The sequence below is a fragment of the Citrobacter sp. XY323 genome (genome assembly GCF_025106035.1).
Lineage (GTDB): Bacteria > Pseudomonadota > Gammaproteobacteria > Enterobacterales > Enterobacteriaceae > Citrobacter > Citrobacter braakii.
Map to the genome: position 1 here is coordinate 1 of NZ_JANYUK010000004.1, position 25,972 is coordinate 25,972.

The 25,972-nt window shown below is 50.7% G+C and carries 26 protein-coding genes; 17 read left to right on the top strand and 9 right to left on the bottom strand.

Annotated elements, in window-relative coordinates; all coding sequences use genetic code 11:
- The coding region (locus N0B36_RS06370) for a branched-chain amino acid transport system II carrier protein (RefSeq protein ID WP_259687137.1) at window positions 1-155 on the bottom strand (155 nt) is incomplete at its 3' end.
- 811 nt (window positions 156-966) lie between these two features.
- Here N0B36_RS06370 and N0B36_RS06375 point away from each other — a divergent pair.
- Entirely contained in the window at window positions 967-1,818 is an 852-nt protein-coding gene (locus N0B36_RS06375; RefSeq protein WP_259686202.1) for an aldo/keto reductase, read from the top strand.
- A 26-nt stretch (window positions 1,819-1,844) separates the two neighbouring features.
- Window positions 1,845-2,834 (top strand): aldo/keto reductase, encoded by a 990-nt coding sequence (locus tag N0B36_RS06380; protein ID WP_259686203.1) that lies wholly within the window; start codon window positions 1,845-1,847, stop codon window positions 2,832-2,834.
- 24 nt (window positions 2,835-2,858) lie between these two features.
- Here the strand turns inward: N0B36_RS06380 and N0B36_RS06385 are convergent, their stop codons facing one another.
- Entirely contained in the window at window positions 2,859-3,752 is an 894-nt protein-coding gene (locus N0B36_RS06385) for a LysR family transcriptional regulator (protein ID WP_047502196.1), read from the bottom strand.
- Between the two features lie 148 nt (window positions 3,753-3,900).
- On the opposite strand from N0B36_RS06385, the gene N0B36_RS06390 reads away from it, so the two are divergent.
- Complete coding sequence (locus N0B36_RS06390) at window positions 3,901-4,692, top strand: SDR family oxidoreductase (RefSeq protein ID WP_047502194.1); 792 nt, start codon at window positions 3,901-3,903, stop codon at window positions 4,690-4,692.
- A 142-nt stretch (window positions 4,693-4,834) separates the two neighbouring features.
- On the opposite strand, the gene N0B36_RS06395 is transcribed toward N0B36_RS06390, so the two are convergent.
- From N0B36_RS06395 to ycgZ, 5 genes are all read right to left on the bottom strand, one after another.
- On the bottom strand, window positions 4,835-5,386 hold the full coding sequence (locus N0B36_RS06395; protein WP_049282650.1) for a LuxR C-terminal-related transcriptional regulator: 552 nt from the start codon (window positions 5,384-5,386) through the stop codon (window positions 4,835-4,837).
- Window positions 5,386-5,631, bottom strand: a complete 246-nt coding sequence (locus tag N0B36_RS06400; RefSeq protein ID WP_016156767.1) for a hypothetical protein — start codon at window positions 5,629-5,631, stop codon at window positions 5,386-5,388. Before N0B36_RS06400 ends, N0B36_RS06395 begins: the two co-directional genes overlap by 1 nt.
- Window positions 5,632-5,759: 128 nt before the next feature.
- Complete coding sequence (locus N0B36_RS06405) at window positions 5,760-6,026, bottom strand: biofilm development regulator YmgB/AriR family protein (protein ID WP_016153343.1); 267 nt, start codon at window positions 6,024-6,026, stop codon at window positions 5,760-5,762.
- A gap of 34 nt (window positions 6,027-6,060) precedes the next feature.
- A complete protein-coding gene (locus N0B36_RS06410; protein WP_047502190.1) occupies window positions 6,061-6,333 on the bottom strand; it encodes a hypothetical protein in 273 nt (90 codons plus the stop codon).
- Window positions 6,334-6,375: 42 nt separating this feature from the next.
- The gene (gene ycgZ, locus N0B36_RS06415) at window positions 6,376-6,612 is read right to left on the bottom strand and encodes a regulatory protein YcgZ (protein WP_016153345.1); all 237 of its coding nucleotides are present in this window, start codon (window positions 6,610-6,612) and stop codon (window positions 6,376-6,378) included.
- A gap of 320 nt (window positions 6,613-6,932) precedes the next feature.
- Here ycgZ and N0B36_RS06420 point away from each other — a divergent pair, with 320 nt between their 5' ends.
- The 11 genes from N0B36_RS06420 to N0B36_RS06470 all read left to right on the top strand — a co-directional run bounded on the left by N0B36_RS06420 (window position 6,933) and on the right by N0B36_RS06470 (window position 20,969).
- A complete protein-coding gene (locus N0B36_RS06420; protein ID WP_200080020.1) occupies window positions 6,933-8,144 on the top strand; it encodes a diguanylate phosphodiesterase in 1,212 nt (403 codons plus the stop codon).
- Between the two features lie 221 nt (window positions 8,145-8,365).
- Window positions 8,366-9,097: a MerR family transcriptional regulator gene (locus tag N0B36_RS06425; protein ID WP_032931597.1), complete on the top strand. Its 732-nt coding sequence runs from the start codon at window positions 8,366-8,368 to the stop codon at window positions 9,095-9,097.
- A 320-nt stretch (window positions 9,098-9,417) separates the two neighbouring features.
- Window positions 9,418-9,948, top strand: a complete 531-nt coding sequence (locus N0B36_RS06430) for a spore coat protein U domain-containing protein (protein WP_016153348.1) — start codon at window positions 9,418-9,420, stop codon at window positions 9,946-9,948.
- A 14-nt stretch (window positions 9,949-9,962) separates the two neighbouring features.
- Window positions 9,963-10,685, top strand: coding sequence for a molecular chaperone (locus N0B36_RS06435; RefSeq protein WP_016153349.1), 723 nt, complete (start codon window positions 9,963-9,965; stop codon window positions 10,683-10,685).
- A gap of 55 nt (window positions 10,686-10,740) precedes the next feature.
- Entirely contained in the window at window positions 10,741-13,026 is a 2,286-nt protein-coding gene (locus tag N0B36_RS06440; RefSeq protein ID WP_216403236.1) for a fimbria/pilus outer membrane usher protein, read from the top strand.
- A 13-nt stretch (window positions 13,027-13,039) separates the two neighbouring features.
- Window positions 13,040-14,008: a spore coat protein U domain-containing protein gene (locus tag N0B36_RS06445; protein ID WP_216403234.1), complete on the top strand. Its 969-nt coding sequence runs from the start codon at window positions 13,040-13,042 to the stop codon at window positions 14,006-14,008.
- 321 nt (window positions 14,009-14,329) lie between these two features.
- Window positions 14,330-15,604 carry a Glu/Leu/Phe/Val dehydrogenase gene (locus tag N0B36_RS06450; protein ID WP_016153352.1) on the top strand — a complete coding sequence of 425 codons (1,275 nt, stop codon included), beginning with the start codon at window positions 14,330-14,332 and terminating at the stop codon, window positions 15,602-15,604.
- A gap of 325 nt (window positions 15,605-15,929) precedes the next feature.
- Window positions 15,930-17,000, top strand: a complete 1,071-nt coding sequence (gene dhaK / locus N0B36_RS06455) for a dihydroxyacetone kinase subunit DhaK (protein WP_103766401.1) — start codon at window positions 15,930-15,932, stop codon at window positions 16,998-17,000.
- 11 nt (window positions 17,001-17,011) lie between these two features.
- Window positions 17,012-17,644, top strand: a complete 633-nt coding sequence (dhaL, locus tag N0B36_RS06460; protein WP_016153354.1) for a dihydroxyacetone kinase subunit DhaL — start codon at window positions 17,012-17,014, stop codon at window positions 17,642-17,644.
- 10 nt (window positions 17,645-17,654) lie between these two features.
- Window positions 17,655-19,085 carry a dihydroxyacetone kinase phosphoryl donor subunit DhaM gene (gene dhaM, locus N0B36_RS06465; RefSeq protein ID WP_259686204.1) on the top strand — a complete coding sequence of 477 codons (1,431 nt, stop codon included), beginning with the start codon at window positions 17,655-17,657 and terminating at the stop codon, window positions 19,083-19,085.
- A gap of 171 nt (window positions 19,086-19,256) precedes the next feature.
- Complete coding sequence (locus N0B36_RS06470; RefSeq protein WP_259686205.1) at window positions 19,257-20,969, top strand: alpha,alpha-trehalase; 1,713 nt, start codon at window positions 19,257-19,259, stop codon at window positions 20,967-20,969.
- 332 nt (window positions 20,970-21,301) lie between these two features.
- On the opposite strand, the gene N0B36_RS06475 is transcribed toward N0B36_RS06470, so the two are convergent.
- Complete coding sequence (locus N0B36_RS06475) at window positions 21,302-21,556, bottom strand: GlsB/YeaQ/YmgE family stress response membrane protein (RefSeq protein WP_016153363.1); 255 nt, start codon at window positions 21,554-21,556, stop codon at window positions 21,302-21,304.
- A 200-nt stretch (window positions 21,557-21,756) separates the two neighbouring features.
- On the opposite strand from N0B36_RS06475, the gene ycgR reads away from it, so the two are divergent.
- A complete protein-coding gene (ycgR, locus tag N0B36_RS06480) occupies window positions 21,757-22,491 on the top strand; it encodes a flagellar brake protein YcgR (protein ID WP_216403228.1) in 735 nt (244 codons plus the stop codon).
- 11 nt (window positions 22,492-22,502) lie between these two features.
- On the opposite strand, the gene emtA is transcribed toward ycgR, so the two are convergent.
- The gene (emtA, locus tag N0B36_RS06485; RefSeq protein WP_016153365.1) at window positions 22,503-23,114 is read right to left on the bottom strand and encodes a membrane-bound lytic murein transglycosylase EmtA; all 612 of its coding nucleotides are present in this window, start codon (window positions 23,112-23,114) and stop codon (window positions 22,503-22,505) included.
- Between the two features lie 98 nt (window positions 23,115-23,212).
- On the opposite strand from emtA, the gene ldcA reads away from it, so the two are divergent.
- Window positions 23,213-24,127: a muramoyltetrapeptide carboxypeptidase gene (gene ldcA, locus N0B36_RS06490; RefSeq protein WP_019076960.1), complete on the top strand. Its 915-nt coding sequence runs from the start codon at window positions 23,213-23,215 to the stop codon at window positions 24,125-24,127.
- Between the two features lie 97 nt (window positions 24,128-24,224).
- Window positions 24,225-25,964: a potassium/proton antiporter gene (locus tag N0B36_RS06495; RefSeq protein ID WP_016153367.1), complete on the top strand. Its 1,740-nt coding sequence runs from the start codon at window positions 24,225-24,227 to the stop codon at window positions 25,962-25,964.
- The last annotated feature ends 8 nt before the right edge of the window (window positions 25,965-25,972 follow it).

Consider the following 25,972-nt stretch of genomic DNA (forward strand, 5'->3'; position numbering starts at 1 on the left):
ATGATAAAGCCAAAGCCTGCATTAAAGGCGTTTGCGCCCGCCTGCATGCCGACCAGCGGCGGGAATATAATATTGCCAGCACCAAGAAAAAGAGCCAGCGTCATCCCCCCAAGAGCTATAGTCTCGGATAGAGGCAGTTTACAATTCTTTGTCATATTTTTTAAAAAACGCTCAGGTTTTGTGCGATTCATTTAGTGGAGATAATATAGATTACAGGACAATTAGCCGAATTTAAGATTATTTTGTGATTTTTATCACTGATTTATACTTTTCACAGAACAATTACTAACCGTTTTGCTATCACCTCCAGTATTTTCTTCTAATCAATATTCCTAACTCCAGCGGTAACGAGTTAAATAAACATACGACAACATGACTTTCAACCAAAGGTAGATGCAAACAAGCATGTGTTTAATATTTATAGGGGAGTGTTGAGCAGTTAAAAATATATTCCTTGTTACGGTAATGTATATTTTTTGATGAATTAATAACTTGTTAACTTATTAACAATACCAACTACATCCGATTTTGGCATGGAACGGCTAAGCGGGCAGACCCAGAGATCGCCACGAGTAACGCTGGCAGTAACACTTTTCGACGCTTGTCATATCGCTTGTAGTAATAGAGCCGCAAAATCCCCAAGTCAGAGTGTAGTGTGTTTTAATACTTTTGGATTTCATCATTTCACAGCCAAACTATGCTAATCATCCTCAGCTTCATGCCAGGAAGTGGGAAAAGCACTATCGCTCAGGCATTAACAAAAAAGTTCAACGCTCTGTGCTTGAGAAGAACCCCAACGATTATTATCGTGGGGAGTTAGCAACAGCCGCTTCTGACAAAAAGTTGACCGTCAGCCCTCCTCAAAATTAATGAACACATCTAATAAACCCTAGCTAATTACCCCATCTAATCGAATAAATAACTTTGCGTTATGCTTTTCCTCGACAACAGCCAAAGGATAACGTCATGCAAACTGTAAAACTGAACAACGGTATTGAAATGCCCCTGCTGGGCTTTGGTGTGTTTCAAATGTCTGATGCCGCTGAATGCGAAAGAGCCGTGATTGATGCCATCGATACGGGATACCGCCTGATCGATACCGCCGCGTCTTACCAGAATGAAACCCAGGTCGGGAACGCTCTGAAACAAAGCGGTATCGACCGTAACGAACTCTTTGTAACGACCAAGCTGTGGCTTCAGGATACTCATTACGAAGGCGCTAAAGCCCAGTTCGAACGCTCCCTGAATCGTCTGCAACTTGATTATGTTGACCTGTATCTGATTCACCAGCCTTACGGTGATGTTCATGGGGCATGGCGTGCCATGGAAGAATTACAACAGGAAGGAAAAATTCGCGCCATTGGCGTCAGCAACTTCCATCCTGACAGACTGGCCGACCTTATCGCCTTCAACAACGTTGCCCCTGCGGTAAACCAGATTGAAGTTAACCCCTTCAACCAGCAGCTGCATGCCGTTCCTTGGAATCAAAGCCGTGGCATTCAGCCGGAAGCCTGGGCTCCGTTTGCTGAAGGGAAAAATGGTCTGTTCCAGCATCCCGTGTTAACGGCAATTGGTCAGAAGTACGGCAAAAGCGTGGGCCAGGTTGTTCTGCGTTGGATCTTCCAGCGAGGCATCATTTCACTGGCGAAATCGGTGCGCAAAGAACGCATGGCAGAGAACATTAACATTCTCGATTTTGAACTTAGTCCTGAGGATATGTTGCTGATTGCCACGCTCGACACTGCAACCAGCGCCTTCTTCTCTCACCGCGATCCGGCGATGGTGGAATGGCTGACCGGCCGCAAACTTGATGTTTAAGTCGCGATAAAAGAGGTATTCATTCAATGCAAAAACGTTATCTGGGTAAATCCCGACTCGAAGTATCCGCGCTTGGGCTCGGCTGCATGGGCTTAAGCCATGGCTACGGTCCGGCGACCGATACCCGTCAGGCTATCGAGCTCATTCGCGCTGCGGTTGAACGTGGCGTCACCTTCTTCGATACCGCTGAAGTGTATGGCCCCTTTCTTAATGAAGAGGTTGTAGGCGAAGCCTTAAAACCGTTTCGTGACCGTGTGGTTATTGCCACCAAGTTTGGTTTTACCTTCGGTGCGGACAACAAGCAGCAGATTTTAAACAGCCGTCCTGAACATATCCGTGAAGCTGTGGAAGGATCATTACGCCGCCTTAAGACTGATGTCATTGATCTGCTGTACCAACACCGTGTCGACCCGGATGTCCCTATTGAAGATGTTGCGGGAACCGTGAAAGACCTGATAGCGGAAGGCAAAGTCAAACATTTCGGTCTGTCCGAAGCGGGCGCACAAACCATTCGTCGTGCACATGCCGTACAACCGGTCACTGCGCTGCAAAGCGAATACTCTCTGTGGTGGCGCGAACCTGAGCAGGAAATCCTGCCGTTACTGGAGGAACTGGGTATTGGTTTCGTTCCCTTCAGCCCATTAGGCAAAGGCTTCCTGACGGGATCGATTAAGCCAGGAACCACTTTTGGCAAGGATGATTACAGAAGCCAAGTGCCGCGTTTCGCCGAGCAGGCGATTGAAGCCAATGAAAAGCTGGTCACCTTGCTGGGTGAACTGGCGGCAGAGAAAGGTGTGACGTCTGCACAAATCGCGCTGGCATGGCTGCTGGCACAAAAGCCGTGGATTGTTCCTATCCCTGGTACCACCAAACTACACCGGCTGGAGGAAAACCTGGGGGCTGCCGACATCATTCTTTCACCGAAGGATACGCAGCAGATAACCCAGGCGCTGGAAACGATTAACATCGTCGGTGAACGTTACTCTCCTGAGCACCAGGCCCGCGTAGGCCGTTAATATCCGAACGGGTCTACGGACCCGTTATTGGGCGTAGCGAAGTGCATCGATCATCAGCGCAAATGCGGGCGGGTGCTGCTTACGGCTCGGGTAGTAGAGATAATAGCCGGGAAAAGATGGGCACCAGTCCTGCAGAACCTGAATAAGCTCTCCTGACTTTATATAATCCTGCACCCTGTCTTCAGGCATACAGGCAATGCCAAAACCGGATAAAGCAGCATCAATCCTTTCTGCCTGCTGATTAAACGTTACCTGCCCTTCCACTCTGACCCGTAACGGTTTCCCTTCCTTCTCAAACTCCCAGTGATAAAGCCCACCGGCAGTCGGCAGGCGCATATTGATGCACCGATGATTTTGTAGCTCGTGCGGCGTTTCAGGTGCAGGGTTTGCCGCGAAGTAAGACGGTGCTCCCACCACGGCCATGCGCATGTCCGGGCCAATTCTTACAGCAACCATATCCTTATCCACGCTTTCGCCCAGGCGGATCCCGGCATCAAAACGGCCCTCAACAATATCGACAAAGCCGTTATCAACCACCAGTTCGAGATTAATTTCCGGATATTCTTTGAGGAAAGGTTTTAACTTTGGCCATACCAGACTTCGCGCGGCATGCTCCCCAGCAGATAAGCGGATATTGCCGGAGGCAGTGCCGTTCAGTTGAACCAGCGATTCCAGCTCCTGTTCAAGATCGGCAATACGCGGTTCAAGGCAGGCAATAATTCTCTCACCGGCTTCCGTAGGGGCAACGCTTCGGGTCGTACGGGTCAGAAGGCGGATATTGAGCCTTTCCTCCAGCGCCTTCATCGCATGGCTGAGTGCAGACTGAGAAACACCCAGTTTGCCCGCTGCTTTGGTAAAACTTCGCTCCCTTGCCACCACCAGAAAGATTTGCAGTTCGTTGAAGTTTTCTTTAAGCATCGGCGATTTCCTTATGGTGGCATTCCCTTCATCGCGCACTCATGAAGGGTGTTCATAGACACAATCATTTTAGCCCTATTACTGACAATAATGATAATTGATATTCTGGCTGTAGAGAAAATAAGTCTGAATTATCATAAGGTTTATCATGAAAATACTCATTGCAGGCGCGACCGGAAGTATTGGTCTTCATGTCGTGAATACCGCTATCGAAATGGGTCATCAGCCCGTGGCGCTGGTCAGAAATAAACGGAAAGTAAAATTACTTCCGCGTGGAACGGATGTTTTTTACGGCGATGTTTCAATGCCTGAAACACTTACCGATTTGCCGAAAGATATTGATGCCATCATCTTCACGCTCGGTTCCGATGGCCAGGGGCGTATTGGCGCCAGAGCGATAGATTACGGCGGTGTGCGTAACACTTTACGACTCTTCAGGGATACACCTGTACGCATCGGTTTAATGACCACGATTGGCGTGACTGAACGACTCAGCACCTGGAATCAACGCACTGAGGTTCATGACTGGAAAAGACGTGCCGAACGTCTGGTCAGAGCGAGTGGTCACCCGTATACCATCGTCAGACCCGGCTGGTTTGATTACAACAATGATGATGAACACAGAATCGTTTTGCTTCAGGGGGATCGTCGCCATGCAGGAACACCAGAAGATGGTGTGATATCAAGGCAGCAAATCGCCCAGGTTCTGGTCAGTGCCCTGACTAACGAGGCGGCAAAAAATAAAACGTTTGAGCTGGTGGCCGAACGAGGCGAAGCACAGCCGGATCTTACTCCACTGTTTGCAGACCTGCAGGCTGATGATCCACAAAAAAATGATGGCGTTTTAGATATAGACAATATGCCTCTGTGTGAAGAACCTGAGTGCATTATTAACGAGCTGAACCGCACGGGGTTGCTGAAATCTATAAATAAATCTTAAGCATCTCGACAAGGCTATATCATCGCCCTCTTATAATGAGCGTTAATTTATGTTCAGAACAGAAGACATCATCGATGAGATAACCCGAGCGATTGATTTAAACGTACACAAATCGCTGAAGGTAAGTTTAGCGTATCGATGATCAGGCATGCTTCAGCCAGTTCCGGAATATTTGCGCTTGCAGTATTCCCTGAAAATCAATCAGCCCTGAGCAACCAAGTTTCTTGATCAGATTCTGCCTGGCCTGGTAAATGGTTTTTAAGTGTAGATTTAACATGGCAGATATCTCAAAAACAGTTCGCCCCTCCCCTAGCTGCGTTAAAATATATTTATCTCGCGCAGTCAAGGAGATATTGAGTTCCGATTGATGCTCGTGCTTACCACCAGCACGAGTAATATCAATAATAAATTGCTTGATTGAGGCAACATCGCTATCTACTGGCAGTCTGTAAAGTGAGATATCATTGAGATACTGATACAGATGACCATCAATCAGCAGCACCAGACGATACGTACTCAGATCGTAATTTTGCTTTTTTACCGCGTCAAAGTGATTAGCGGTGAAGAAAACAAGTCGCGCCTTGTCATCTTCAAAAACGATATCTGCAAGGATATTCTTTAACCCTTGCCTGATATAGATATCATCAATCCATAAAACTGCGTTTCCAGCATGTTCCTGCACGATGTTCATCATTATGACCTCAACGAAAAATCACCATTGACCTCACCGGGCTGCGAAGTTTTATCGAGTTGAAGATGTGCCAGAATCTGTGAATAGAGATCGGTCAGTATCACATTCTTCTCATTCTTCAACTGCGTGCTGAATGCCTGAATAAGAACATCATTACTGATACAACCCTGTTTTAACATGACATTACGCTCTATATCCTTATACAAAGCGCAGCGGAAAATAAAATCTTCCGGAATTGAATTAGCCATATCAACTCCATAATATGCAGTCATAAAAATAAGAGGATGCTATGTATAGTCTTAATCCAAACAGCGAAGCGACAGAACTTACATCATACAATAATTGTGCTGTGTATTTATATTAATGTGTTATCTCATTAGACGTCATCAGCCGTATAACGTAACACTATTTCCAGGGTTTTTCTGATAATGTCTGCCTTGACAACGTCAGTTGTTGACTCCAGCGAACTAATCAGGCTTAAAATGATATTTTTATTATTAACATTATCACCTGCCAGAATTACATTTGTTACCGCCTGCCCCAATACCACTGACTCATCTGCTAATAGTTCACCTGCATTATGGAAGTAACTTGATAAAGCTTTATCCGTCATTACACTGTGGACATTAATTTCATGAAGCATGGTAACCTCGCTTGTATAGTCTGGAGAATTATCTTTAATGTAATTTAGGGTTTTTGCTGGCACTGAAAGCACTCTCATCTCTCGTTTTTTCCGGTTTTCTGCTTATCTTCCCCGGATTAACATTTGTGAAATCATTGATAACGCTGTCAATTAATTGTTTACGTGTACCATCCATTTCACTGGCATGCATAAGCCGCAATTGCTTAATCAGTGCAGCTAACGAAACGTCTGTATGCATTCGCAAAATTTCTAGCACAGCCAAACCTGTAATTTCATGTTTCAAGCGTTCACTGTCAGGTTTCTTCATAACTCCTTCACTACTTACCCATTATCATAGTAGGGCTTTATTTTATTCGAAAAGCAGGCCGATTAACGCATTGTAATGTTTCTGTTCATTCTCACCTGATGCATTTTCAAGACGGTGCAGAAGTTTGGTACACAGTGATTTGCGACTGAGATTGCGCCCATCTTTTAGTATCTCAGTCACGATTTCGCCCAACGTTTCCTGTTGGGTTGGCAGATGCGCTTTAGCAAAGTAACGAGAAATCGCGCTTGCAGAATCAGTGCGAACAGTATGCTGCTGCATGGAGTGCTCCTGTAACAAAATGCTGGTGAATATTAAGTTTTATAACAGTAGCAAAGCTGTACCGAAAATGTGTACAACATAGCACGCTAATTTTTAGCAAAAAATGCTAAACTAATTAAATCATGCTGTTACGATGGTTAAGTTCTCCATGAAATTCAATTTCTTTGTACAAATCACTTTGTATTATCAATGATAATTGATCTGTATTAGCCCCGATTACTTGTAAAGACAAAGTTAGAATTATGTATTAAAATCAGGGCGTAACCTGGTTTGTCTGATACTGACCAGACCTCTTCTCCTTCCTTGATCCCGGACTGTCCATGCTCACGACCATTATTTACCGTAGCCATCTACGTGAAGACGCCCCTCTCAAAGCGCTTGAGGATATGGTGACAGCCGCAAATATCAAAAACAGGCGATCAGATGTTACGGGGATCTTACTCTTTAACGGCCATCACTTTTTCCAACTGCTTGAAGGCCCAGAGGAGCAGGTAAAAGAGATCTATCGTTGTATTTGTAACGACCCCCGGCACCACAATATCGTTGAACTGATGTGTGATTACGCACCTGCGAGAAGATTCGGAAATGTAGGGATGGAGTTATTTGATTTACAAAAACATGAACGGAATGACGTCCTGCAAGCTGTACTCAATAAGGGTACGTCCAAATTTCAGCTCACGTATGATGACAGAGCATTACAGTTTTTCCGCACATTTGTCCTCGCCACGGAAAAATCGAGCTATTTTGAAATACCTGCGCCTGATTACTGGAGTTTTATAACCGACAATACCTGTACCATCCTGGATGAAAGCACACTCCCGTCAGATACAGATTTCAGCTTTGCTTTTCAACCAATTATCGATCCTATGTCACAGCGCGTCATTGCGCTGGAAGCCCTTATTCGCGGTAAAGACGGTGAAACGCCCGCAACATATTTTGACAAATTCAAACCTGAAGATGTGTATACCGCTGATCTGCAGAGCAAAAAGACTGCATTTGCAATGGCAAGCGCACTGGGTCTTAATCACAAAATGCTGTCGGTTAATCTGTTACCCATGACCCTGGTAAACAGACCCGATGCAGTCAGCTTTCTTATAAACGAAATCGCGGCGCATGGACTGGTGCCTGAACAAATCATTGTAGAGTTTACCGAAAGTGAAGTTATTTCGCGTTTTGATACGTTCGCGCAGGCCGTGAAATCACTCAAGGCAGCGGGTATATGTGTGGCGATAGATCATTTCGGGGCAGGTTTTGCCGGGCTTCAGCTTTTGTCTCGCTTTCAACCGGACCGAATTAAGATAAGCCGCGAACTCATCACTGATGTGCATAAAAGTGGACCACGGCAGGCCATCATTCAGGCCATAATCAAATGCTGCGCTTCACTGGAGATAATGATTTCTGCGGTCGGCGTCGAAAAACCTGAAGAGTGGATGTGGCTTGAATCCGCGGGTATTGAGATCTTCCAGGGTAACCTTTTTGCAAAAGCCTGTCTGAATGGTACTCCGTCTGTCGCGTGGCCAGAGAAAAAATGATTTCTCAACGTTATAATAATTAACCTATTGTTATTACACAATAATCCCGCCACCTCTTTTATGCTGAACATAAAAATTCAGCATTTACTCCCTACGTGATAGTAAAGTAAATCTTAATTTTGCTAGAATCCTATGTATGTTTTGTACAATTTGATGCATGTTGTACAAAGTAGCAGGAACCGCATATCGGTGACGGAGAATCAGGAGTGTCTGGGGGAATTATGGCTTATTACAGCATTGGGGATGTCGCAGAACGTTGCGGGATAAATCCTGTCACCCTTCGGGCATGGCAACGACGTTACGGTTTACTCAAACCTCAACGCAGCGAAGGTGGCCACCGACTCTTTGATGAAGAGGATATTCAACGTATTGAAGAAATAAAACGTTGGATTAGCAGTGGCACACCCGTTGGCAAAGTTAAAGCATTGCTGGAAACCAGTACCCGTGAAACTGACGACGACTGGAATCAATTGCAAGAAGAGATGATGGGCATTCTTCGTATGGCGTATCCCCCGAAGCTGCGAGCCAAAATTATCGCACTCGGTCGCGCCTACCCCGTAGATGCGTTGATTGATCGCGTTTATCTTCCCGTGCGTCAGCGGTTGATACTTGACCATAATACATCCCGCATCATGAACAGTATGCTTGATGGCGCATTGATTGAATATGTAGCCACCCTGCTGTCTGAAACGCGCCGCAAATCAGGGAAAGATGCCATCCTGATGGCCTGGGATGTTGAAGACCGAACCCGTTTATGGCTCGAAGCCTGGCGTTTATCGCAATCGGGCTGGCATATTGCCGTGCTTGCTGAACCCATTGAATCGCCAAGACCTGAACTCTTCCCCGGGCAAACGCTTTTTGTCTGGACTGGTATCACGCCAACCCGCAGACAAAATGAACTTCTACAACACTGGAACGAACAAGGTTATAAAGTCATTTTTCACAGCCCGTAACCAACATGTATCGCAGTAATGAGCTGAGTAAGATAAATCTTACTAATTCTCATTTTTTGGGTGGTTATTTTGAATGCCATCCAATGAATCTGTGTTCCCTACCCGCCTGACTTAATACCCGCAGTAGCATAAAAACAAAACAATATACTCACCCGTGGGTATTATTTTTTTGCAAACGACATCACCTTTTTCCTAAGTAAAATTTATTAGATCAACTGGCGCACGCCTAATACTTATTCTAGGGTTAAACCATGTCTTCCTGTACCACATTATTGTTTTTCTAAAGTAATAAATGTGGTTATTTGAAAAAGGTAAAGGATATGGCTCTAGTCTTAGACAAACGCTTAATTCTTTGTTGCTGCGCCTTTTCCATTATTCCCGTGGCAAATGCAGCAACCGTTAACGGAACATTTCAGGTACTGATGACGATTCAAAAGGCCTGTACCGTGACTGCCGGTTCGGCTTCAAATATCACGCTTGGACCGGTGAATACCACGGCAACAAATACCAATGCAAGCAACACGATTTCGATTAATTGCTCAAAAACCACGCCCTATTTTATCGGCCTGGCGCCGTCGGCCGCCAATGGGGGGACGACGACGGGCTCAGGCGCCATGTCCTCCGTGGCTAACGCTGCCACTAATACCGATAAAGTGCCCTACCAGCTAAATCGAACATCAGCAACAGGTCCAGTGTGGGGGAACACCGCCACCGACACCGCGCCTGGAAACGGCGTAGCGGCGACGGGGACCGGGCTGGTGCAAACGTTTACTGTTTATGCCACCGCACCGAGCGCCAACTTCACTCCTGACGACTATGCCGACACGGTAACGGTTAACGTTAACTACTAACTTCAGGAAGCCACATGAGAGTAAAACTGCCTGTTCAGCAGTGTGCCTGCGCATGCCTGTTAGGGATGGTTGCGAGCCTCAACCCTGCTGCCGCCAGCGGACTGCAAATCGCCCCGGTCACATTAACTTTGCTCGCGACGCAAAATGCCGATGGTATCTGGCTTAGTAATGCGGGTGAAAATGTGCTCAATGCCCAGGTTCGGGTTTTTCGCTGGAGCCAGAGCGCTTACGGCGACAAACTTTCCCCCTCTCAGGGGCTGGTCATTAGCCCGCCGATGCTGGCATTAGCCCCCGGAGAACGTCAGTTGATTCGCGTTATTCGGACCGGCCCACCTTCGGCACATGCTGAAGACGCTTATCGGTTATCGATAGATGAGTTACCGCCTGCAAAAGTAGAAAAAAATAAGCTTCAGTTTGTGCTGCATTATTCCGTCCCCGTTTTCATTCAACCAACATCAGCGGCGCAAACGCAGGCTAAATTGCAATGGAAATTACAACAGCTTGATGGCAAAAAATTTATTGAAGTGAGTAACCAGGGAAATGGGCATGCACAATTATCTGCTGCAACATTTATAAGCCCTGACGGTGCTAAAAAAGTTATTACGCCCGGACTGTTAGGCTACGTTTTACCCGGCTCAACGATGCGCTGGATAGTCTCTCCGTCGGCCAGTAATACTCATGATGGCGGGAAAGTTGAAGTCACAATCAATGGCCAAAAAACAGTACAAGATCTGTAACAGATCCTGGCTTCTGGTGAAATATTGCTTTCTCAATGGAGTATTAATATCGGGAATGGTTTGCGCACAAACGCTGAATAATAACCAGAACGAAGATGGTGTTATTAATGGCGCAGCGCAGCTCGTGGGGGTCAATTTGTATCTCGACGTCACCTTAAATGGGAATCCCGTTGGGCTGGTGCATTTGGGTTACGATAATGGAAAGCTCTATGCAGGGGCAGATACCCTGCGAAAAATGGGCTTTCACTTTGCGCCTGACGCCACTCACGCCGTCTGCCTGAACGATATCCCCGAGCTAACCATTGACTATAACGTTCAGTTGCAAACGCTTTCGCTTACTGCGCCACTCAGTTCACTCGATCTTGCGACCACGCAGCTTAACTCCCCCGTGGAGACCGCGCCGACGGCGACAACATCACGCGGAGCGCTGCTCAATTACGATATCTATACCCAACAGGGGGATGAAAGCGCAATAAATACCTTCAGCGAACTCCGCGCTTTCAATGCTGCAGGCGTGCTCAGCACCACCCAGTTGACGCAGTATTCCACCGAGGAAAATGCGGATAACAGCGTTGAGCGACTCGATACCAGCTGGCGTACGTCATTTCCCGAAACGATGCTGGCGGTAACCGTTGGCGATACCCTGACCAGTTCACTTATCTGGTCCCGGCCGACGCGTATCGGCGGCATTCAGATAGGAACCGATTTTGGTTTGCGGCCCTATATGCCAACCACCCCGCTCCCTGCATATCTTGGCTCCGCGACGTTGCCGTCAAACGTTGAGCTGTACGTCGACGGCGTCAGGTACTACAACGGAGAAGTCCCCGCGGGTAGCTTTCAGATCAACACAATGCCGAACATCAGCGGCGCGGGAACGGGTCAGGTAATGATGACGGATGCGCTGGGCAGAACGAGCATACAAAATTTTTCGTTCTACAACGATCAGCAACTCCTGCGGGAAGGATTAACTGCCTGGTCTGCAGAACTGGGTACGGTACGCGAAAACTATGGTTACTCCTCTTTTGATTATGCCAGCGCACTGGTACTGAGCGGTACATGGCGTCGTGGGTTTAGCAATACGTTCACCGCCGGGACTCACGCTGAAACCAGCGATGGACTGATTAACGCAGGCTTCAGTAACGACTGGATCCCAGGCACCCGCAGCGGCACGTTTTCGACCTCAATTGCCGCAAGTACCGACGCAGGAAAGAACGGTTTTCTGTACAGTTTTGGTTATCGTTGGTCCGGCGAACGGTTTAATTTCAGTACCAGTACGACAGCCACTTCCGGCGATTATCGCGATGTCGCCACCCATTATGGCGAGCCGCCACCGACGCTTAACAGCAATACGGTCATTGGCTATTCGCTGGAAGCTGCCGGTAATGTCAGCCTGAGTTACCTGCAGTTTCGTTATCCGCACGAAAATGCGGTGCGCTACGCCAACGCCAGCTGGTTCAAATCGATTACCGACAACATTTCACTGAATGCCGGATTCAACCAAAACATCGACGATAACCGCGATCGCAGTCTCTATCTGATGGTGACAATGACCACTGATAACAATCTCAGTGCCAGCAGCACCCTACAACGCACCAATGATGAAACCGGCTACCAGCTCAACGCCAGCCTGACGCCTCCTGCCGACGGCGGCTGGGGCTGGAATCTGGCCGCCAGTCAGCAGGCTTCCCGGCAAAGCGGTCAGGGAGAAGTGGGATATCTGGGGCGTTATGGTAAAGCGTACGCGGGATTCAGCCGTTTACCGGATAACCACTACGGCTACGCAGGCGCCACCGGATCGCTTGTTACCATGGGAGGCGGCCTGTTTGCAGCACGTGAAATCAACAATGGCTTTGCCGTCGTATCCACTGACGGCGTTCCTGACGTCCCGATTAAATTACAAAATAACCTGATTGGTCGCAGCGACGACCAGGGGCTATTGCTGGTCACGCCACTGAACAGTTATCAAAAAAACCTGATCAGTATTGACCCAATGGATCTCCCCGCCAATATGCGGATCGCGCGCGTTGAGGCGAATGCAACGCCTGCCGATCGTTCCGGTACACTGGTTAGCTTTGGCATTACCCCGGTACGCGCTGCGCAGGTCATCCTCGTCGACAATCAGGGTAAACCCATTCCCGAAGGCAGCATGGCATACGCCATCAGCGGAGCAGGACAATCGTCTGTCGTTGGTTTTGATGGGATGACCTGGTTCGACATGCTGGAACAGCACAACGCGCTACGCGTTGAGACAGACGCCGGCAGTTGTCGCGTGCAATTTGACTATCCCACTTCCGCAAAGGGGATTGTGCAAATAGGTCCACTGGTTTGCCGGCCACACTAACAGGAGTGCGCTCATGAGGTTAAGGCATCTGTTACTCATCGCAGCCGTACTCTTTTGTCCGGCGATTAGCCATGCCGTAACCTGTTCGGTGAGCAATGTGCAACCCATAAATTTGGGCTCAGTCAATCCGCTGTCTGCGACAGGCACAACGTCATCAATGACGTTCAACTACACCTGCACCAAAGAGCTTGGCGACGTGCTGGCAGGGATCAACCTCTGTTTTAATATTGGCTCCTCAGCCGTCAGTGGCCAGGTGACACCTCGAAATATGTCATTAAACGGAACACCTGCCAGAACGCTGGCATACCAGCTTTACCAGGATGCCGGACACACCAAAGTCTGGGGGAGTCAGTATCAGTCGGGAACAACTTTTCCAATGGTACAGCTTAACCTGCTGAACCTGACGCCAGTGACGGGCTCACTCACGGTATCAGCGCAGATTGTCACGCCACAAACTTCAGCCGTCCCCGGAAGCTATCAGGATAGCTATACGGCGGCGACAGCCCTTGTCACCCTCAATCCTGGATTGCTTTTCCCGCCGACCACCTGTGGCGATACCGTTGCCGCCAGGCTTCCCTTCACCGTATCGGCGACGGTCAGCAAACAGTGCAATATCACCTCTGCAACCAATATTAGCTTTGCGCCAGCCGGGGCGACCGGGCGTAACCTAACGGCTTCAAATACCGTGGGCGTAGCATGTTCCAATAACACGCCTTACACCATCGGACTTCAGCCCTCTAACGGCAATACGGCAGGCAGCGGCGTGATGTCCGGCACGGGGTCAAATACGGACAAGGTCCCCTACCAGCTTAGCTCGACGCCGGGGCCGTCCGGTACGGTTTGGGGCAATTCATCGCTCAATACTGTCGCGGGCAACGGTACGGGAACCACCACCACCTACCCGGTTTACGCCACCGTTCCCAGCGCGAACTACACGCCTGACAACTATGCTGATACCGTTACCATCGCCGTGACCTACTGACCTCAGCTTAATCGCAATAAAGCAAATACATTTTATTATCATATTATTTACTTTTAGAGGTGCGTCATAAATCTGACAAATTGCGATTTTTATAAATCATGCATATTAAATTATCCAGTCAGCAAAATAACCGAAATATCTGCACAATCAAAGAATAACTATTCACTTCTCAGCTAAAACCCACACGCTTCATGCCGATAAACCGTGTTAGCCGGACAGGCCATTCCATGAAATAAATGTTAAATTTAGGTTCATATGGTGTGATTCACTGTATACCACGGCCAAATTAAGAACATATTACTTTTATAACTAAGGTTTATCATGGATAAGTTATCTTACGCTTCAGATAGCAGCACATCTGCCTGGAATACCTACCTGCAACAAATCGAGCGTGTGGCCCCTTACCTGGGCGAACTTTCCCATTGGGTGGATACCCTGCGCCACCCAAAACGCGCGCTGATTGTCGATATCCCGGTGCAGATGGATGACGGTACTATCCGTCATTTTGAAGGGTATCGCGTGCAACATAACCTCTCCCGCGGGCCGGGCAAAGGCGGTGTGCGTTATCATCCTGATGTCGATCTTAATGAAGTGATGGCCCTGTCCGCATGGATGACCATCAAATGCGCAGCGTTGAACCTGCCGTACGGCGGTGCGAAAGGTGGCGTGCGCGTCGATCCGTTCTCGCTTTCCGAAGGTGAACTGGAGCGTTTAACCCGCCGTTATACCAGCGAAATCGGCATTATCATCGGGCCGCAGAAAGATATTCCTGCGCCGGATGTGGGGACTAACGGAAAAGTAATGGCCTGGATGATGGATACCTACTCCATGAACCACGGCACCACCGTGACCAGCGTGGTCACCGGTAAACCTATTCACCTCGGCGGCTCGTTAGGTCGTGATAAAGCCACCGGTCGTGGTGTTTTCGTCAGCGGTCTGGAAGTGGCGCGTCGTGCCAACATCGACGTTGAAGGCGCTCGCGTAGCGGTGCAAGGTTTTGGTAACGTCGGCAGCGAAGCCGCCCGCCTGTTCGCGGCAGCAGGAGCACGCGTGGTCGCGATTCAGGATCACACCGCAACGCTGTTTAACTCAACGGGTATCGACATGGCCGCGTTGTCTGCCTGGCAGCTGGAGCACAAACAGATTGCCGGTTTCCCGGGCGCTGAAACCATTGCCAGCGAAGCCTTCTGGAGCCTGGAGATGGATATTCTGATCCCGGCCGCGCTCGAAGGCCAGATCACCCGTCACCGCGCGGAAACGCTGACCTGTAAACTGGTACTCGAAGGCGCTAACGGCCCAACCTATCCGGACGCCGACGACGTTCTGGCAAGCCGCGGTATCGTGGTTGTCCCAGACGTTGTTTGTAACGCCGGCGGCGTAACCGTCAGCTACTTCGAATGGGTTCAGGACATGGCTAGCTTCTTCTGGAGCGAAGAAGAGATTAACAATCGCATGGACAAAATCATGACCGATGCGATGGTTCACGTGTGGGAAAAAGCGGCAGAGAAATCCTGCTCACTGCGTACGGCAGCCTACATTGTTGCCTGCGAACGCATTCTGCTGGCACGTAAAGATCGCGGAATTTATCCGGGCTAACGCCGAAATCGACCATGCCTACAAACCACCTGCTCTGCAGGTGGTTTGTTTTCCATAAACACCCGTGAATCAGCTTCCCGGCCAAATACGGCCCAACCTCTCATTTTCGCTGTTTTATGCACCATGACGTTCCAATACGGAACATTATTATGTTGCTACGTTTCGTATTGAAACGCCCATTACAGCAATTTTCTTTTGCCAACCCGTGTGCAAAATTACCTTATCGGCAGCGAGCAGTCGCCGTGGCGTTGTATAACCCGATACCCTACATCAGATGCCTGCCCGAATCTGGCAGCCATCCAGGACTGTCTGCGGAGCATAAATAATGAAAAAATTGATTAACCGTGTTGAAGACGTACTGACTGAACAACTCGCCGGACTGGCGAAAGCGTATCCTTCCCTGGCACTGCATCAGGATCCGGTATATGTCACCCGCGCAGATGCGCCGGTAATGGGCAAAGTGGCGCTGCTTTCCGGCGGCGGCAGCGGACACGAGCCTATGCACTGCGGTTACATTGGTCAGGGCATGCTCTCTGGTGCCTGCCCGGGTGAAATTTTTACCTCACCCACGCCGGATAAAATGTTCGAATGCGCCATGCAAATTGATGGCGGCGAAGGCGTACTGCTGATCATCAAAAATTACACCGGCGATATTCTTAATTTCGAAACCGCCACCGAGCTGTTGCATGAAAGCGGCGTCAAAGTCACCACCATGGTAGTGGATGACGACGTGGCGGTGAAAGACAGTCTGTATACCGCCGGTCGTCGTGGTGTGGCGAATACCGTATTGATCGAAAAACTGGTCGGCGCTGCCGCTGAACGCGGTGACTCACTGGAAGTTTGTGCAGCGCTGGGTCGTAAACTGAATAATCAGGGCCACTCCATTGGGATAGCCATTGGCGCCTGTACCGTTCCGGCCGCCGGACAACCGTCGTTCACGTTGCAGGATAACGAAATGGAGTTTGGCGTGGGTATCCACGGGGAACCGGGCATTGACCGCCGCACCTTCACTTCCCTCGATCAGACCGTTGATGAAATGTTCGATACCCTGCTGGAAAACGGCAACTACAGCCGTACGCTCCGCCACTGGGACAACGTTCAGGGCGCGTGGCAGGAAGGCAAAGAAAGCAAGCGCGCGTTGCAAAGCGGCGATCGCGTCATTGCGCTGGTCAATAATCTCGGTGCGACGCCGCTGTCAGAACTCTACGGCGTGTATAACCGCCTCGAAAGCCGTTGCCAGGACGCCGGCATCGTCATTGAGCGCAACCTGATCGGTTCTTACTGTACCTCTCTGGATATGACTGGCTTCTCAATCACCCTGTTACAGGTGGATGACGACACGCTGAGCTTATGGGATGCACCGGTTCACACCCCTGCTCTCAACTGGGGTAAATAAGGAGATACATGATGTCCCTCAACAGAACACAAATTGTTAACTGGCTCTATCGCTGCGGTGAGATCTTCACCACCGAAAGTGATTTTCTCACCGGTCTTGATCGGGAAATTGGTGATGCCGACCACGGTCTGAACATGCACCGCGGCTTTAGCAAAGTCGTCGAAAAGCTGCCGTCCATCGCCGATAAAGACATTGGTTTTATTTTGAAAAACACCGGCATGGTGCTGCTCTCAAGCGTCGGGGGGGCCAGCGGTCCACTGTTTGGTACCTTTTTTATCCGCGCCGCCCAGGTGACCCAGGCTCATCAAAGCCTGACGCTTGAGGAGTTGTATCAAATGATTCGTGATGGCGCAGAAGGTGTGATTAGCCGCGGTAAAGCTGAACCTGGCGACAAAACCATGTGCGATGTCTGGCTGCCGGTAGTGGAATCTTTACGCCAATCCTGCGAGCAAAAGCTGAGCGTACAGGCGGCGCTGGAAGCGGCAAGCCAACAAGCGGAAGCAGCAGCGCAAAGCACCATCACCATGCAGGCCCGCAAAGGCCGCGCCAGCTATCTCGGTGAGCGCAGCATTGGGCATCAGGATCCCGGCGCAACGTCCGTAATGTTTATGATGCAAATGCTGGCTCAGGCGTCCAGAGAGTAAGGATAAAGCGATGGTAAACCTGGTTATTGTTTCTCACAGCGCCCAGTTGGGCGAAGGCGTCGGCGCGCTAGCCCGGCAGATGTTAATGGGTGATGGTTGCAAAATCGCTATTGCCGCAGGCATTGACGATCCTGAGAATCCGATTGGCACCGATCCTATCAAGGTGATGGAAGCCATTGAGTCCGTGGCCGATACGGATCACGTGCTGGTGATGATGGATATCGGTAGTGCGCTACTGAGTGCGGAAACCGCGCTGGAACTGCTCGATCCGGCCATTGCCGCCAAAGTACGTCTGTGCGCCGCGCCGCTGGTCGAAGGCACGCTCGCCGCAACGGTTAGCGCTGCCGCAGGTGCTGACATCGAGCGGGTCATCTGTGATGCCATGAACGCCCTCGACGCCAAATGTGAGCAACTGGGTTTACCTTCGCCATCTGCAGCAAAGCCGACATCTGCCGAATTCGCGCCTGATGCAGATGCTCATTCAGTGGCCATTGTGGTGAAAAACCCAAACGGCATTCATGTGCGTCCGGCTTCACGGCTGGTTTCCGCGCTGTCTGGCTTTAACGCCGATATGTGGCTGGAGAAAAATGGCAAGTGCGTCGTCCCTGATAGCCTGAATCAGATTGCCCTGCTGCAGGTACGCTGTAACGACACGCTGCGCCTGATTGCCAAGGGCGAACAGGCAGAGGATGCGCTGGCCGCATTCAAACAGCTGGCAGCTGAGAATTTTGGTGAATCACTCGAGCCCGCGCATGCTGATACCGTGGTGACGAAGGTTCCCTCACAGGTCACGGGGACAGCATTCTGTTACACACCGTTCTCACCACAGGTAAGCCAGCAGCCTGTAGCCTCACTCCAGATTGAGCAGCAACGGTTACGGGTCGCTATCCAAAGCACGCTGAACGACTTAAGCGGGCTAACCGCGCTTGCAGAAGAGAGATATTCCGCAGATATCGCCGCTATTTTCTCCGGTCACCACACGCTGTTGGACGATCCGGATCTGTTCGATATGGCTTGTGATCTAATGCGTGAAACGCAGTGCAGCGCGGCCTGGGCCTGGCATCAGGTGCTGAGCGATCTCAGCCAGCAGTATTTACAGCTCGACGATCCTTACCTGCAGGCGCGATACATCGATATTGAAGATTTGTTGTCTCGTTCACTGCAGTATTTGACGGGAGAGACTGCACAAATTCCCGCATTCATCCGCCCCACTATTTTGGTCGCGGAGGTCATCTATCCTTCTACGGTGCTGCAACTCGATCCGAAGACCATCAAAGGCATCTGCCTGCGGGACGGGAGCGAAGCGTCCCACCCGGCGATTATCGCCCGTGCAATGGGGTTATGTTGGTTATGTCAGCAAGGCGAGGCCATCGAGAGTATCACGATGGGTGATACCCTGACCCTTGACTGCGTGGCCCAGCGGATAACCCGCGCGGGCTGATGTCGGTTGCACGCCCTTTCCCGACAAAGGGTGTGCATCTTTTCGATTCGCGTCGGGAAATGTCTGTTTATTCGCAAAATGGGGCGTCGATCACGCACAACGGTCGATCCTGAACTAAGGTTTTCTCATGGTAAATGCCGCTGCTTCGGCACACCCTAAGGAGATTAACCGATGATAACGCCTGCAACTCGCCATCCAGGCCTGCTCTCTGTTGCAATAAAACTGACGCTCGCAAGCACCTTTTTTGCCCTTTCCTCTTTTGCCGTCAACGCCGAGGACGCGCCAACCGCAACGCCTCAGCCGCCTGATATTTTGCTTGGCCCTCTGTTTAACGATGTACAAACGGCCAAACTGTTTCCTGACCAGAAAACCTTTGCTGATGCCGTTCCTAACAGCGATCCATTAATGATCCTTGCCGATTACCGGATGCAGAAAAACCAGTCCGGATTCGACTTACGTCATTTTGTGGAAGTGAATTTCACCTTGCCGAAAGCTGGCGAGAAATACGTCCCCCCAGCCGGGCAATCGCTGCGCGAGCATATTGACGGACTGTGGCCGGTACTCACCCGTTCGACAACCGACGCTGAAAAATGGGACTCTCTGCTGCCGCTCCCGGAGCCGTATGTCGTGCCTGGCGGGCGTTTTCGCGAAATATATTATTGGGACAGCTATTTCACCATGCTGGGGCTTGCCGAGAGCAATCACTGGGATAAGGTCTCCGACATGGTGGCAAACTTCGCTTACGAGATTGATTCCTGGGGGCACATTCCTAACGGCAACCGCACCTACTATCTGAGCCGTTCTCAACCGCCATTCTTTGCCTTTATGGTGGAACTGCTGGCGCAGCATAACGGGGATGACGCGCTGAAAAAATACCTCCCGCAGATGCTCAAAGAATACACCTACTGGATGGAAGGCGTCGAAACGCTCCAGCCCGGTCAGCAGAATAAGCGCGTGGTTAAACTGGATGACGGCACCGTTTTGAACCGCTACTGGGATGACCGCGATACGCCGCGGCCAGAGTCCTGGGTGGAGGATATCGCCACAGCGAAAAGCAATCCGAACCGACCGGCCACAGAAATCTACCGCGACCTGCGTTCTGCCGCCGCGTCGGGTTGGGACTTTAGTTCCCGCTGGATGGATAACCCCAATCAACTAGGCACCCTACGCACCACCAGCATCGTTCCGGTCGATCTCAATGCGTTGATGTACAAAATGGAAAAGATGATCGCCCTCGCCAGCAAGGCCGCCGGGGATAATGCCAAAGCTGCACAATATGAAGGCTTCGCTAATGCCCGACAAAAAGGGATCGAAAAGCACCTGTGGAACGACAAAGAAGGCTGGTATGCCGATTACGATCTGAAGAGCCACAAAGTACGTAACCAACTCACGGCCGCCGCCTTGTTCCCGTTGTATGTCAATGCAGCAGCAAAAGATCGCGCCAGCAAAGTGGCCGCGGCAACCCAGGCGCATTTGCTGCAACCCGGCGGCCTGGCCACCACGTCGGTGAAAAGCGGCCAGCAGTGGGATGCTCCCAACGGCTGGGCCCCGCTCCAGTGGGTCGCCGCATCGGGATTACAGAATTACGGTCAGGATAACGTCGCCATGGACGTGACCTGGCGATTCCTCACCAACGTGCAGCACACCTACGATCGTGAGAAAAAGCTGGTTGAAAAGTATGACGTGAGTAGCACAGGCACTGGCGGAGGCGGCGGCGAATATCCGTTGCAGGATGGTTTTGGCTGGACCAACGGCGTAACGCTAAAAATGCTCGACCTGATCTGCGCCAAAGAAAAGCCCTGTGACAGCGTGCCCGCATCGCGCCCGGCCCCGGCAAGTACCACGCCAGTCGAGCCTAAAAAACAGGCTCAGCCGACATCTTAATGCCGTTACCTGAAGCGTTTTACTCCCCGAATCCGCGCTGCGTCGCGGATTTTTTCTGGCTTATATTTCGCCATTCCTGATGTCTCTATGTCATCTAGCCCTTATGGGGTATTCCGGGTTTTCATCCGTGAGAAATTGATTCGCAAGGGTACGGTGATAGTACCCTTAACACGTTCACAGGTCGTATTGCCTCAGAGAAGTGACAAACATAAGGTGAACGTAGCAATACGCCGGAGGCAACAGATTCGTTACCTCCGAATGTGCCACTCTCCGTTGTCGCTACGGCCACTCATCATTAACTGACAAGCATTACCCCGTCAGGGGCCGTTCGATTAATCTCGTCGTACAAGCCGAAAGACACCCAGCACAACAATCGCGCCGACCACGGCCACCAGGAAGCTGTGGAGATTAAACCCGCTGATATCGCCGCCGATACCGAACATCGTAGCCAGCCATCCACCGACCACAGCACCGATAATACCGAGAATGCAGGTCAGGATAAATCCACCGCCATCGCGCCCCGGCATAATCAGTTTGGCGATAACCCCCGCAATCAGACCAAAAATAATCCAGGTAATAATTCCCATTTCCAGGCCCTCTTTCCAGTGAACGCACGCGCAAGACATTCTTGCGCCAGCACGTTAAGTATAGGCAAGCCATCGCTACGTGCTTTTTCCCTCAGACTTAATTCATTGGGTTTGGTAAAAAATTTCATCCATTTGTATTAAGTTCCGTTGATTGATGCCGATAATCCAACGATAAACCAGGCATCCAGGAGTCATTAGGTGTGAGTAACTACAATGAGCAGTTCCTGAAGCAAAATCCGTTAGCGGTGTTAGGCGTACTCCGGGACTTAAATTCGCAGCAGGTTCCGCTGCGTATCTCCTGGTCTGGTGGCCAGTTCATCAGCAAAATACTGGCGGTCAGCCCGGACGAACTGATCGTGGATTTTGGTAGTCAGGAATATGAAAACCAGGCCGTGCAGCGGGCCAGTCAGATAACGATTATCGCCGAAACGCAGGGAGCTAAAGTGGAGTTCACCCTGCCACAGCTGAAAAAAGGCGAATACCAGCGGCTACCCGCATTTATCTCATCATTGCCGCCCTCTCTGTGGTTCGTCCAGCGTCGGGAATATTTCCGTATCGGTGCTCCGCTGCATCCCCCCTATCGCTGCACGGTAAAAATGCCGGATAACAGCACGCTGTGTTTTCGCTTATTCGATTTGTCTCTTGGCGGTATGGGCGGGCTGTTAGAAACGGCAAAACCAGAGGGACTGGTAGAAGGCATGCGCTTTTCACAGGTTGAACTGAACATGGAGCAATGGGGAGTGTATCAGGTGGACGCCCAGCTAATTTCCATTAGCGAACGCAAAGTTATCGACGGGAAAAACGAAACAATTACCACTCCCCGCCTGAGCTTTCGTTTTCTCAACGTCGGCCCGGCGGTGGAGCGTAACCTACAGCGGATTATTTTTTCCCTCGAGCGCGAGGCCCGGGAAAAGTCGAATAAGGTGCGCGATTAGCATCACCTGAATTACATCACATCCAGCGCTTGTTGAAGCTTCCAGATATAGCGCGGAGCCTGCGGCGCCGGATGATTATCAGCAACATGTTCAATAAATTCATCCGGGCTGAGATCGTTTATCTTATTAATGGCTTTTTTCCTGTCGGAGGAGAACGTTCGCAGCAGCGCGCCCGCACCGTTGGCGTACGATACCACCAGCGCATATTGCATCACCTGCGGATCTTCGATCCCGGCCAGCGGCCCGGTCTCAAGAATGCTCAGGTATGCGGCCCCCATCGAGATATTGCGCTCAGGATTTTTCAGCTCGCTGGTCGACGGCTCGCCACTCCACCCCATGCGACGATAAACATCACGCCCTGACGTCGAGGCTTTTAACTGCATCAGGCCAATCGCATTAGACTTACTGACCGCATTCGGGTTTCCACCTGATTCAATAGCGATGATAGCGGTAATCAATTGTGGACTGACACCCCAGGCCGCACCGGCTTTTTCGCTGATCGGCATCCATTGCATTGCGCGTTTAACCGGAACTTCAGCATTCCACGGCGGATTTTTGTAATCCTGTTTTGAACTACAGCCCGCAAGTAATACAACCAAAAAAGCAAACCATCTCAATTTCACGTCATCTATCCTTATAGCCGGAACCTGTCGCTGAGGTGACAACGACATACCTACGCGGCATGATATACATTTGGTTTTAGTTGTAGCAAGGAAATGCCATGTCCCGGTTTCACTTAATTGCCCCGTCGGGCTACTGTATCAACCAGCAGGCTGCCTTACGCGGGCTGGCGCGTCTTACTGAGGCCGGTCATCAGGTCGACAATTCTGCGGTCATTGCGCGCCGCTGCCAACGTTTTGCGGGTACAGAAGCAGAACGGCTTGCTGATGTGAACGCGCTCGTAAATCTGAACACGCCCGATACCATTGTGATGGCAGTACGCGGCGGCTATGGCGCGAGCCGTTTACTGGCAGATATTGACTGGCAGGCGCTGGCGAACCGTCAGCAACACAACCCACTGCTGCTGTGCGGACACAGCGATTTTACCGCAATCCAGTGTGGTCTGCTGGCACAGGGGAATGTGATTAGCTTCAGCGGCCCGATGCTGGCGGCTAACTTTGGTGCCGAGGAGATGAACGCATTTACCGAGCACCATTTCTGGCAGGCTGTTCGCAATGCCCAATTTACCCTCGAGTGGCAAGGTAACGGTCCGGCATGTGCGACCGAAGGTACGCTATGGGGCGGAAATCTGGCGATGCTCATTTCTCTGATGGGCACGCCGTGGATGCCCGCTATCGAAAACGGCATTTTGGTGCTGGAAGACATTAACGAGCATCCTTTTCGCATTGAACGCATGCTGCTGCAACTGTATCACGCAGGAATACTGGCCCGACAAAACGCCATTATCCTCGGCAGTTTTAGCGGCAGCGCACCTAATGATTACGACGCGGGTTACAGTCTTGACTCAGTTTGTGATTTTCTACGCGCCAGGTTATCGGTTCCGGTGATCGACGGCCTCGATTTTGGTCATGAACAACGCACCGTCACCTTGCCGTTGGGGGCAAGAGCGGTACTGAAAAATGATAAAAACGGCGCTCAGCTCACCTTAAGTGGGCATCCGGTACTTAAATCGTAAAAAAAGCGGTTAACAGGGCTAAGTAAAACGCTGTTTCTGTCGTTATTATGTTAGGGTTTATAAATACGAAACAGCGTAATTCAGGAGTAACCGAACGTTGGATGCCGCAGCAATAATTAGCCTTTTTATTTTGGGTTCCGTACTCGTCACCTGCAGTATCTTACTCAGTTCATTCTCATCACGTCTTGGTATCCCTATTCTGGTGATATTTCTCGCTATCGGTATGTTAGCGGGAGTCGACGGCGTGGGCGGTATTCCTTTCGATAACTACCCTTTCGCCTATATGGTGAGTAACCTGGCGCTGGCGGTTATCCTGCTCGACGGCGGGATGCGCACCCAGGCCAGCTCATTTCGTGTCGCGTTAGGCCCGGCGCTGTCGCTGGCGACCGTCGGGGTGCTGATTACCTCCGGACTCACCGGCATGATGGCCGCGTGGCTGTTTCATCTGGATCTTATCGAAGGACTCCTGATTGGCGCGATTGTCGGTTCAACCGATGCCGCGGCGGTTTTTTCCCTGCTCGGCGGCAAGGGGCTTAACGAACGTGTTGGCTCTACGCTGGAAATTGAATCCGGGAGTAATGACCCGATGGCGGTGTTTTTAACCATCACGCTTATCGCCATGATTCAAAATCACGAGACCGGTTTAAGCTGGATGTTTGCGGTGCATATTATCCAGCAGTTCGGCTTAGGAATCATACTAGGCCTCGGTGGGGGCTACCTGCTTCAGCAAATGATTAACCGCATTTCACTGCCTGCAGGGCTTTATCCGCTACTGGCCTTAAGCGGTGGGATCCTGATTTTTGCCCTGACCACTGCACTGGAAGGCAGCGGTATTCTGGCGGTCTATCTGTGTGGTTTCCTGCTGGGTAATCGCCCCATCCGCAACCGATTTGGCATTCTGCAAAACTTCGACGGTCTGGCCTGGCTGGCGCAAATCGCCATGTTCCTGGTGCTGGGACTGCTGGTTACGCCGTCCGACCTGCTGCCTATCGCGATCCCTGCGCTGATTTTGTCTGCATGGATGATATTCATTGCCCGTCCGCTTTCGGTCTTCGCCGGACTGTTGCCGTTTCGTGGCTTCAATCTGCGCGAGCGCATTTTCATCAGTTGGGTGGGCCTGCGCGGTGCAGTCCCCATCATCCTCGCCGTGTTCCCAATGATGGCGGGTCTGGAGAATGCGCGCCTGTTCTTTAACGTCGCGTTCTTCGTGGTTCTGATCTCGCTGCTGTTTCAGGGAACGTCGCTTTCCTGGGCCGCCAAAAAAGCCAAAGTGGTGGTTCCTCCCGTCGGCTGGCCCGTTTCGCGCATTGGTCTGGATATTCATCCGGAAAACCCCTGGGAGCAGTTTGTTTATCAGCTCAGCGCGGATAAGTGGTGTGTAGGAGCCGCACTGCGCGACCTGCATATGCCGGAAGAGACGCGAATTGCCGCCCTGTTTCGTGACAACGTGCTGTTTCACCCATCCGGCAGTACACGGCTGCGTGAAGGCGATGTTCTGTGCGTCATTGGCCGCGAGCGCGATCTCCCTGCTCTCGGCAAGCTGTTCAGCCAGTCGCCGCCGGTGTCGTTAGACCAGCGCTTCTTCGGTGATTTTATTCTCGAGGCCAGCGCAAAATACGCCGATGTGGCACTGATTTATGGCCTGGAAGATGGCACAGAGTATCGTGATAAACAGCAAACGCTGGGTGAAATTGTCCAGCATCTGCTTGGCGCCGCGCCGGTCGTCGGTGACCAGGTTGAATTTGCTGGCATGATCTGGACGGTTGCTGAGAAAGAAGATAATGCGGTGCTGAAGGTCGGTGTTCGCGTTGCTGAAGATGAGGATGAGGCGCGTTGATGCTTTTT

Excerpts from the sequence above, each read along its gene's own strand:
- N0B36_RS06430 (WP_016153348.1), top strand. The coding sequence starts at position 9,418 with ATGGCTCTAGTCTTAGACAAACGCTTAATTCTTTGTTGCTGCGCCTTT.
- N0B36_RS06405 (WP_016153343.1), bottom strand. The coding sequence starts at position 6,026 with ATGCTTCATGAAATTAATGTCCACAGTGTAATGACGGATAAAGCTTTA.
- N0B36_RS06450 (WP_016153352.1), top strand. The coding sequence starts at position 14,330 with ATGGATAAGTTATCTTACGCTTCAGATAGCAGCACATCTGCCTGGAAT.
- N0B36_RS06475 (WP_016153363.1), bottom strand. The coding sequence starts at position 21,556 with ATGGGAATTATTACCTGGATTATTTTTGGTCTGATTGCGGGGGTTATC.
- N0B36_RS06445 (WP_216403234.1), top strand. The coding sequence starts at position 13,040 with ATGAGGTTAAGGCATCTGTTACTCATCGCAGCCGTACTCTTTTGTCCG.
- N0B36_RS06390 (WP_047502194.1), top strand. The coding sequence starts at position 3,901 with ATGAAAATACTCATTGCAGGCGCGACCGGAAGTATTGGTCTTCATGTC.
- N0B36_RS06375 (WP_259686202.1), top strand. The coding sequence starts at position 967 with ATGCAAACTGTAAAACTGAACAACGGTATTGAAATGCCCCTGCTGGGC.
- N0B36_RS06410 (WP_047502190.1), bottom strand. The coding sequence starts at position 6,333 with ATGAAGAAACCTGACAGTGAACGCTTGAAACATGAAATTACAGGTTTG.
- N0B36_RS06385 (WP_047502196.1), bottom strand. The coding sequence starts at position 3,752 with ATGCTTAAAGAAAACTTCAACGAACTGCAAATCTTTCTGGTGGTGGCA.
- N0B36_RS06470 (WP_259686205.1), top strand. The coding sequence starts at position 19,257 with ATGATAACGCCTGCAACTCGCCATCCAGGCCTGCTCTCTGTTGCAATA.
- dhaM (WP_259686204.1), top strand. The coding sequence starts at position 17,655 with ATGGTAAACCTGGTTATTGTTTCTCACAGCGCCCAGTTGGGCGAAGGC.
- N0B36_RS06420 (WP_200080020.1), top strand. The coding sequence starts at position 6,933 with ATGCTCACGACCATTATTTACCGTAGCCATCTACGTGAAGACGCCCCT.
- N0B36_RS06395 (WP_049282650.1), bottom strand. The coding sequence starts at position 5,386 with ATGATGAACATCGTGCAGGAACATGCTGGAAACGCAGTTTTATGGATT.
- ycgZ (WP_016153345.1), bottom strand. The coding sequence starts at position 6,612 with ATGCAGCAGCATACTGTTCGCACTGATTCTGCAAGCGCGATTTCTCGT.
- N0B36_RS06440 (WP_216403236.1), top strand. The coding sequence starts at position 10,741 with ATGGTTTGCGCACAAACGCTGAATAATAACCAGAACGAAGATGGTGTT.
- dhaL (WP_016153354.1), top strand. The coding sequence starts at position 17,012 with ATGTCCCTCAACAGAACACAAATTGTTAACTGGCTCTATCGCTGCGGT.
- ldcA (WP_019076960.1), top strand. The coding sequence starts at position 23,213 with ATGTCCCGGTTTCACTTAATTGCCCCGTCGGGCTACTGTATCAACCAG.
- N0B36_RS06425 (WP_032931597.1), top strand. The coding sequence starts at position 8,366 with ATGGCTTATTACAGCATTGGGGATGTCGCAGAACGTTGCGGGATAAAT.
- dhaK (WP_103766401.1), top strand. The coding sequence starts at position 15,930 with ATGAAAAAATTGATTAACCGTGTTGAAGACGTACTGACTGAACAACTC.
- N0B36_RS06400 (WP_016156767.1), bottom strand. The coding sequence starts at position 5,631 with ATGGCTAATTCAATTCCGGAAGATTTTATTTTCCGCTGCGCTTTGTAT.
- N0B36_RS06435 (WP_016153349.1), top strand. The coding sequence starts at position 9,963 with ATGAGAGTAAAACTGCCTGTTCAGCAGTGTGCCTGCGCATGCCTGTTA.
- N0B36_RS06380 (WP_259686203.1), top strand. The coding sequence starts at position 1,845 with ATGCAAAAACGTTATCTGGGTAAATCCCGACTCGAAGTATCCGCGCTT.